Below are 8,312 nucleotides of genomic sequence, written 5' to 3' on the forward strand. Positions count from 1 at the left end.
ATCTCGGCGTTGACGCCGAAGGTGAAGGCGCGGCTGATCTGGAAGTACTGCTGACCCTGCAGGTTCAGCCGCAGGTAGCGCGCGTCGCCCAGCATCGCGACGTCGAGGTTCATGCGCGTGTATCGCCCGGCCGTGGGGACCAGGGCGCTGTCGCGGTTGTCGCGCGACCATCCGACGGTGAGCGGGATCGAGGTGCTCTTCTCGCCGAACTGCTCGCGGTAGAGGAAGTAGCTGTTCGGCAGTTGCGTCGCGCCCTTGATCTGGGTCTGCTCGGCGCCGATGCCGAAGAACACCGTGTCGTATTCGCTGAAGGGAACGCCGAAGCGCACCGAGACGCCCGGCGTGACCAGTTCGTACTCCTCGCCCTGGCTGTTGATCGGCTTGGTGGTCCGGTAGTAGATGTCGATCGCGCGCGAGATGCCGTCGATCGTGAAGTACGGGTCGACCGTGCTGACGACGAGCGTGCGGTTGTACTTGCTGGTGTTGACCTCGAGGCCGAGGTAGTTGCCCGAGCCGAAGATGTTCTCCTGCTTGATCGAGCCGCTCAGCGACAGCTTGTCGGCCGACGAGAAGCCGGCACCGATCGACAGGTTGCCGGTCGGCTTTTCCTTGATCGTGATCGTCAGGTCGACCTGGTCGGCGGAGCCCGGCACCTCGGTGCTGTCGATGTTGACTTCGCTGAAGTAGCCGAGGCGATCGACCCGGTCGCGCGAGAGCTTGATCTTGCGTCCGTCGTACCAGGACGACTCGAACTGGCGGAACTCGCGCCGGATCACCTCGTCGCGCGTCTTGGTGTTGCCCGCGACGTTGACGCGGCGGACGTAGACCCGCCGCTGCGGCTCGGCGACCAGGGTCAGGGCGACGCGCGCATTGGCGCGGTCGATCTCCGTGCGCGCATCGACCTTGGCGAAGGCATAGCCGAAGGTGCCGAACCGGTCGACGAAGGCGCGCGTCGTCTCGGCGACCGCCTCGGCGCGGTAGGGCTGTCCCGGACGCACCGTGACCAGCGTCTTGAAGTCTTCCTCCTTGCCCAGGTACTCGCCTTCGAGCCTGACGGCGGTCACCGTGTAGGGCTGCCCTTCGTTGACGTTGATCGTGATCGTGATGTCCTGCTTGTCGGGCGAGATCGTCACCTGCGTCGACTGCACCTCGAACTCGAGGTAGCCGCGGTTTTGGTAATAGGCGCGCAGCGTCTCGAGATCGGCGTTCAGCTTGGCGCGCGAGTAGCGGTCGCCCTTCAGGTAGAAGTTGAGCCAGCCGCCGTCGTTCAGCTCGAACAGGCCCTTGAGCGTCCGTTCCGAGAACGCCTTGTTGCCGGCGATGCGGATCTCGCTGATCTTGGCCGCGCCGCCCTCCCTGATCGTGAACGTCACGTTGACGCGATTGCGCTCCTGCGGCGTCACCGTCGTCACCACCTCGGCGCCGTAGAGGCTGCGCGTGAGGTACTGGCGCTTCAGCTCTTGCTCGGCCCGGTCGGCCAGGGCCTTGTCGAACGGCAGGCCCTCGCCGATGCCGAAGTCCTTCAGCGACTTGATCAGGACGTCCTTCTCGAACTCCTTCATGCCGACGAAGTCGATGCTGGCGATGACTGCGCGCTCGTCGACGATGACGACGGCGACGCCGTTGTCGATGTCGATGCGCACGTCCTTGAAGAGGCCTGTCGCGAACAACGCGCGCAATGCCGCCGCGCCCTTCTCGTCGGTGTAGGTGTCGCCGATCCGGAACGGCAACGCGGCGAAGACGGTGCCGGCGTCGGTCCGCTGCAGACCTTCGACCCGGATGTCCTTCAGGACGAAGGGCTCCACCGCCAGGGCCGAGCCGGCGAAGAGAGCGAGAGCCAGAGCGAGGGAGGCGGGGGCGAGGCGGAACGAACGTTGACGGGAACGGGAAAGGCGCGGGTGGGGATGCATGCAGTCGGTCATTGGAGACCCAGCAGGCGGGCCATGTCGTTGTAGAGGGCCAGGGACATCATCATGAGCATGATGGCAACCCCGCCTCGCTGCAGTCTGTCGAGCCACAACTCGGAGACCGGACGCCCCGTCACGGCCTCGAAAAGATAATACATCAGGTGCCCTCCGTCGAGGATCGGCAGAGGCAGCAGATTGAGGACGCCGAGGCTCACGCTGACCACGGCGAGAAAGCCCAGGTAATACGCGAGGCCGAGGCGCACCGACTGGCCGGCGTAGTCGGCGATCGTCACCGGCCCGCTGAGGTTCTTGAGCGAAGCCTGGCCGATGAGCATCTTGCCGAGCATCTTCACGGTCAGGGCCGAGACCTGCCAGGTCTGGGTGACGGCGTGGCCGATCCCTTCGATGATGCCGTAGCGCACCGAGACGATCTCGGGCGGGCGGCCGGGAAAGACCTCGAGGCGACCGACCCGGTTGCCGCCGTCAACGGTGATCGCCGGCGTGACGACGAGGTCGAGCCGCGCGCCCTGACGCTCGATGCGCCACTGCATGGGGACGGCAGCGCCGGTCTTGCCGCTGGCCCGGATCGCATCGCGGGCCTGGCCCCCGTCCTCGATGGCCCGCCCGTCGATGCTGAGGATGCGGTCGCCGGCGCGCAGCCCGGCCGCAGCACCGGCGCCGCCGGGCTTCACCTCGCCGAGCACCGGTTCGCTCCAGGGCTGGCCGAGGCCGATGCGCTGCATCGTCTTGGCATCGAGCTCGGCCGCGCCCAGGGCTGCCAGCTCGAGGTGGACGCGGCGCTGGCCGCGCCCTTCGCGCGTGCTGACGAGCAGGTCGAGGTCTTCCCCGTGCAGCATCGCCTGCGTGACCTGCCAGCGCAGGTCGGTCAGGGAACGGACGTCGCGCCATTCGTCGCCGCCCTGGGACCAGGCCAGGACCGAGTCGCCGCTGCGCAGGCCGGCGCGCTCGGCGATGCTTCCAGCCGCCGGCGGGCCGAGCAAGGCCTTCGGCTCGTCGACGCCGACCCAGCTGGCGGCGGCGTACAGCGCGATGGCCAGCAGCAGGTGGGCCGCCGGACCGGCGCCCACGACCGCAGCGCGCTGCCACAGCGGCTTGCGGTTGAACGCGCGGTCCAGCTCGCCCGCATCGACCTTGCCTTCTCGCTCGTCGAGCATGCGGACATAGCCGCCGAGCGGCAGTGCGCAGACGACGAACTCGGTGCTGGTCGGCGTCGCCTGCCGGCGCCAAAGGACGCGCCCGAAGCCGATCGAGAAGCGCAGCACGCGCACCCCGCAGGCCACCGCGACGCGGTAGTGGCCGTACTCGTGCACGACGATGAGCAGGCCCAGCGTGAGCAGGAAAGCGAGAACCGTGGTGATCATGCCGCGAGACCTTTCACGAACCGCTGGGCGAAGCGCCGCGCTTCTGCGTCGAGGGCGAGCAGCGAGTCGAGCGATCCCGTCGCTCCGGCGTGCGGGACGATCGCATCGACGGTGCGGCAGTTGACGGTGTGAATCTCATCGAAGCGGATGGTTCCGGCAAGAAAGGAGGCGACGGCCTCTTCGTTGGCCGCGTTGAGCACGGCGCTGCTCCCCGGCCGGGCCCGCAGCGCGTTCCAGGCGAGCGTGAGGCTGGGATAGAGCCGCGCGTCGGCCGGCTCGAAGGTGAGCGCAGCCAGCGAGCGCCAGTCGAGCGGCTCGGTACCGGAGGCGATCCGCTCGGGCCAGGCCAGGCCCACGGCGATCGGCACGCGCATGTCGGGCGTGCCGAGCTGGGCCAGCACCGAGTGGTCGCGGCAGACGACCATCGAATGGATGATGCTCTGCGGGTGGATGACGACCTGGATCTGCTCCGGCGCAAGGTCGAACAGGTAATGCGCCTCGATCACCTCGAGGGCCTTGTTCATGAGCGTCGCCGAGTCGACCGAGATCTTGCGCCCCATGACCCAGGTCGGATGGGCGCAGGCCTCGTCGGGCGTGACGGCGCCGAGGGTCGCCGGATCGCGGCCCCGGAACGGGCCGCCGGACGCCGTCAGGACGATGTGGTCGATGCGGTCGGGCCAGGTCGAGCGGTCGTCCGGCAGGCACTGCAGGATGGCCGAGTGCTCGCTGTCGATCGGCAGCAGCGTCGCGCCGCCGCGGCGCACCGCCTCCGTGAAGAGATCGGCGCCGAGCACCAGCGCCTCCTTGTTCGCGAGCAGGATGCGCTTGCCGGCCTCGGCCGCCGCCAGGCACGGCGGCAGCCCGGCGGCGCCGACGATGGCCGCCATCACCGTGTCGACCTCCGGATGGGCGGCGAGCTCGCAGAGCGCCCGCGCCCCGGCGAGCACTTCGGTCGGCACCCGGGCGTCGCGAAGGCGAGCGGTCAGCGTCTGCGCGTCGGCGGTGCTCCCGACGGCGGCGAAGCGCGGGCGCCAGCGCAGGCATTGCGCCAGAAGTTCGTCGAGCCGGCGCAGCGCCGTGATCGCGAACACCTCGAAGCGCTGCGGATGACGGCCGATCACGTCGAGCGTCGCCGCACCCACGGACCCGGTTGCGCCCAGCACGCAGACGCGCTGCGGCCCTTGCTGCGGCATGGAGCTCATGGCTGCGTCAGAAAGGGGCCAGCGCCAGGGCGATCGGAAAGACCGGCAGCAGCGCGTCGACGCGATCGAGGATGCCGCCGTGGCCGGGCAGCAGGCCGCCGCTGTCCTTGGCCCCCGCGCTGCGCTTGACGAGCGACTCGAACAGGTCGCCGACGACGCTCATCGCGACGAGGAAGACGACGACCAGGGCCAAGCCGATGGTCGTCAAGCGCTCGTTCACGAGCGTGTAGAAGCTGTCGTAGTAAGTCATGCCGCGGCCGTCGATGAAGACCCAGGCGCCGGCGACCAGGAGCGCACCCAGGATGCCGCTCCACACGCCGGCCCAGCTCTTGCCCGGGCTGATCGACGGCGCCAGCTTGCGCTTGCCGAACGCCCGCCCCCCGAAGTAGGCGAAGATGTCCGCGGTCCAGACCAGGAAGAAGACGGAGAGGATGAAGTTGAGGCCGCCGGCCTTGGCATTGACCATCGCCAGCCAGGCGGTCCAGAGGGCGAGCAGGCCGACCGCGCAGCGGACCGCGGGCGGCACGCGCGACCAGCCGGCCACGCCCCCGCGAAGGACCCAGGCGCCGCCGAGCACCCAGGCGCCCATGGCGATCCACCACGCGACGCGCGGCGCCGCGGTGGTCAACCCGGCCCACCAGGCGAGCGCGCAGGCGACGCCGAGCGCGACGCCGAGCGGAACGGCGATGCGCCCGGCATCGTTCAGCCGCGCCCATTCCCACCCGCCCGCGGCGAAGGCGACCAGCGACAGCAGGGCGAACGGCCAGAGCCTGTCGACGAGCAGTGCCGGCAGCAGCAACGCAAGCAGCACCGTGGCGGTAACGATGCGCTGTCTCAGCACGCGAAGGACCTAGGTTCCGGTCGAGACGAGTTCGCCGGCACTCGCCACCGCGCCGAAGCGACGGTCGCGACGAGCGTACTGCGCCAGGGCCGAGTCGAGCTCGTCGCTGCCGAATTCGGGCCACAGGCATTCGGTGAAGACGAGCTCCGAGTACGCCGCCTGCCAGAGGAGGAAGTTGCTGATCCGGATCTCGCCGCCGGTGCGGATGAAGAGGTCCGGATCCGGCGCATAGCTGAGCGCCATGTAGCTGTTCAGCGTCGCCTCGTCGAGCGTGTCGGCGGCGACGCCGGCGGCCATGGCGCGACGGCATGCCTGGACGATGTCCCAGCGGCCGCCGTAGTTGAAGGCGACCGACAGGTTGATGCGCGTGTTGTGCCGCGTGCTGTCCTCGGCGTCCTGCCAGGCCTGGCGCAGCTTGTCCGAGACCTGGGTCCGGTCGCCGACGATGCGGACGCGGACGCCGTCGCCGGCGAGCTTGCCCAGGTACTTCGAGACGGCGACGAGGACCAGCCCCATCAGGCCCGACACCTCTTCGCTCGGCCGCTTCCAGTTCTCCGACGAGAACGCGAAAACAGTCAGGTACTCGATGCCCCGGTCGGCGCAGGCGTGCACCGTGCGCACGAGTGCGTCGACGCCCTGCTTGTGTCCGAAGAAACGCGGCATGTGCCGCTTGACGGCCCAGCGTCCGTTGCCGTCCATGACGATGGCCACATGCCGCGGCACCCTCGGGGACCGACCCGACGGATCGGTCATGCCGCTGCCTCGCCGGCGGCGACCGGCTTCGCTGGCGCCCGCATCAGACTGCCATGATCTCGGTTTCCTTCGCCGAGGTGAGCCGGTCGATCTCGGCGATCGTCCGGTCGGTCAGCTTCTGCAGGTCCTCGAGCGAACGCCGTTCCTCGTCTTCCGAGATCGACTTCTCCTTGGCCAGGCGCCTGGCGTGGTCGTTGGCGTCGCGGCGCAGGTTGCGGACGGCGATCTTCGCCTCCTCGCTCGCGTGGCGGACCACCTTGGTCAGGTCGCGCCGCCGCTCCTCGGTAAGGGCGGGCATGGGCACGCGCAGGAGGTCGCCCTGGCTCGACGGGTTCAGGCCGAGTTCCGACTCGCGGATCGCCCGCTCGATCTTGCCGCCCATACCCTTCTCCCATGGCTGGACGCTGATCGTGCGGGCATCGAGCAGGGTGACGTTGGCGACCTGGCTGATCGGCACCATCGAGCCGTAATACTCGACCTGCACCTGGTCGAGGATGCCTGGGTGGGCCCGGCCGGTGCGGATCTTCTGCAGCTCGCTCTTGAACGATTCGATGGAGCGAGCCATCTTCTGCTCGGCCGTGCTCTTGATGTCGGCGATGGTCATCTCGTGGTGTCCTCAGACATGGACGAGCGTGCCTTCATCCTCGCCCATCACGACGCGCTTGAGAGCGCCGGCCTTGAAGATGCTGAAGACACGGATCGGAAGCTTCTGGTCGCGGCACAGCGCGAACGCGGTGGCGTCCAGCACCTGCAGGTTGCGGATGATGGCCTCGTCGAAGCTGATGCGGCTGTAGCGGGTGGCCGTCGGGTCCTTCTTCGGATCGGCGTTGTAGACGCCGTCGACGCGGGTCGCCTTCAGGACGATCTGAGCCCCGATCTCGGCACCGCGCAGGGCCGCGGCCGTGTCGGTGGTGAAGAAGGGGTTGCCCGTGCCCGCGGCGAAGACCACGACCTTGCCTTCCTCCAGGTACTGCAGCGCCTTCGGACGGACGTAGGGCTCGACCACCTGCTCGATCGCGATCGCCGACATGACGCGCGCGGTGATGCCTTCCTGGCGCATCGTGTCGGCAAGGGCCAGCGCGTTCATCACGGTCGCCAGCATGCCCATGTAGTCGGCGGTCGCCCGATCCATCCCGACCGAGCCGCCGGCCACGCCGCGGAAAATGTTGCCGCCGCCGATGACGACGGCGACCTCGCAGCCGAGCCGCGTCACCTCCTCGATCTCGCGGACGATGCGCACGATGGTGGCGCGGTTGATGCCGTAGGCATCCTCGCCCATCAAGGCTTCGCCGGAGAGCTTGAGCAGGATGCGCTTGTAGGCGGCCATTCGAATCGGATTCCCCGTGTGTCTACCCGTCGGGAGCAGCGAGAGTCTAGCCGGCCATCGCCGCGGTTCTGCGGGCCATCGGCCTCAGCCGCCCTTGGCGGCCGCGACCTGCGCCGCGACCTCGGCGGCGAAATCGCCCGCCTTTTTCTCGATGCCTTCGCCGACGACGTAGAGCGTGAAGTCCCTGATCCGGGTCGACTTCTCCTTGAGCATCTGCTCGACGGTCTGCTTGTCGTTCTTCACGAAGGGCTGGTTGTTGAGGCTGACTTCCTTCAGGTACTTGGCCACGGAGCCTTCGACGCGCCTGGCCACGATCTCCGGCGACTGGACCGGCTTGTTCTCCGTCCGGGCCTTCTCGGCGTCCTCGGCGGCCTTCTGCGTGGCGATGGAGCGCTCCTTGTCGACCAGTGCCGGCGGCACGTCGGCGGACGTCAGCGCCACCGGCTTCATCGCCGCCACGTGCATGGCGACGTCCTTGGCCGCGACCTCGTCGCCCTCGTATTCGACGAGCACGCCGATGCGGGTCCCGTGCAGGTAGCTGGCGACCTGTCCGCCGCCCGCATAGCGCCTGAAGCGGCGGATCGACATGTTCTCGCCGATCTTGCCGACCAGGCCCTTGCGCACGTCCTCGACGGTGGGGCCGAAGCCCTCCTGGCTCAGCGGCAGGCCGGCAAGGGCCGCGACGTCAGCGGGGTTGCGTTCGGCGACGAGCCCGGCCAGCGCACGCGCGAAGGCCAGGAAGGCGTCGTTCTTGGTGACGAAGTCGGTCTCGCAGTTGACCTCGACCAGGGCGCCCGTCGAGCCCTGGACGGAGGCCGTGACGACACCCTCGGCGGCGATTCGCGAAGCCGCCTTGCCCGCCTTGCTGCCGAGCTTGACGCGAAGCAGTTCCTCGGCGCG

8 protein-coding genes are annotated in these 8,312 nt (G+C 68.8%); all 8 read right to left on the bottom strand.

Annotated features, from left to right (window positions below):
* The coding region (gene bamA, locus AC30N0_RS10815; RefSeq protein ID WP_489517921.1) for an outer membrane protein assembly factor BamA at positions 1-1,910 on the bottom strand (1,910 nt) is incomplete at its 3' end.
* Positions 1,911-1,918: 8 nt separating this feature from the next.
* Positions 1,919-3,289 carry an RIP metalloprotease RseP gene (gene rseP, locus AC30N0_RS10820; protein ID WP_489517922.1) on the bottom strand — a complete coding sequence of 457 codons (1,371 nt, stop codon included), beginning with the start codon at positions 3,287-3,289 and terminating at the stop codon, positions 1,919-1,921.
* The gene (gene dxr / locus AC30N0_RS10825) at positions 3,286-4,491 is read right to left on the bottom strand and encodes a 1-deoxy-D-xylulose-5-phosphate reductoisomerase (RefSeq protein ID WP_489517923.1); all 1,206 of its coding nucleotides are present in this window, start codon (positions 4,489-4,491) and stop codon (positions 3,286-3,288) included. The genes rseP and dxr overlap by 4 nt, the downstream gene beginning before the upstream one ends.
* Before the next feature lie 7 nt (positions 4,492-4,498).
* Entirely contained in the window at positions 4,499-5,332 is an 834-nt protein-coding gene (locus AC30N0_RS10830) for a phosphatidate cytidylyltransferase (RefSeq protein WP_489517924.1), read from the bottom strand.
* 9 nt (positions 5,333-5,341) lie between these two features.
* On the bottom strand, positions 5,342-6,085 hold the full coding sequence (gene uppS, locus AC30N0_RS10835) for a polyprenyl diphosphate synthase (RefSeq protein ID WP_489517925.1): 744 nt from the start codon (positions 6,083-6,085) through the stop codon (positions 5,342-5,344).
* Positions 6,086-6,128: 43 nt separating this feature from the next.
* Positions 6,129-6,689, bottom strand: a complete 561-nt coding sequence (gene frr / locus AC30N0_RS10840; protein ID WP_489517926.1) for a ribosome recycling factor — start codon at positions 6,687-6,689, stop codon at positions 6,129-6,131.
* A 12-nt stretch (positions 6,690-6,701) separates the two neighbouring features.
* A complete protein-coding gene (gene pyrH, locus AC30N0_RS10845; RefSeq protein WP_489517927.1) occupies positions 6,702-7,412 on the bottom strand; it encodes a UMP kinase in 711 nt (236 codons plus the stop codon).
* A gap of 84 nt (positions 7,413-7,496) precedes the next feature.
* Positions 7,497-8,312 (bottom strand): translation elongation factor Ts (tsf, locus tag AC30N0_RS10850; RefSeq protein WP_489517928.1); only part of this gene is annotated, 816 nt, incomplete at its 5' end.

The organism is Rhizobacter sp. (genome assembly GCF_031412495.1).
Classification (GTDB): Bacteria; Pseudomonadota; Gammaproteobacteria; order Burkholderiales; family Burkholderiaceae_C; genus Schlegelella_A.

Coding starts and splice junctions, on each gene's coding strand:
- rseP (WP_489517922.1), bottom strand. CDS start 3,289: ATGATCACCACGGTTCTCGCTTTCCTGCTCACGCTGGGCCTGCTCATC.
- dxr (WP_489517923.1), bottom strand. CDS start 4,491: ATGAGCTCCATGCCGCAGCAAGGGCCGCAGCGCGTCTGCGTGCTGGGC.
- uppS (WP_489517925.1), bottom strand. CDS start 6,085: ATGACCGATCCGTCGGGTCGGTCCCCGAGGGTGCCGCGGCATGTGGCC.
- frr (WP_489517926.1), bottom strand. CDS start 6,689: ATGACCATCGCCGACATCAAGAGCACGGCCGAGCAGAAGATGGCTCGC.
- pyrH (WP_489517927.1), bottom strand. CDS start 7,412: ATGGCCGCCTACAAGCGCATCCTGCTCAAGCTCTCCGGCGAAGCCTTG.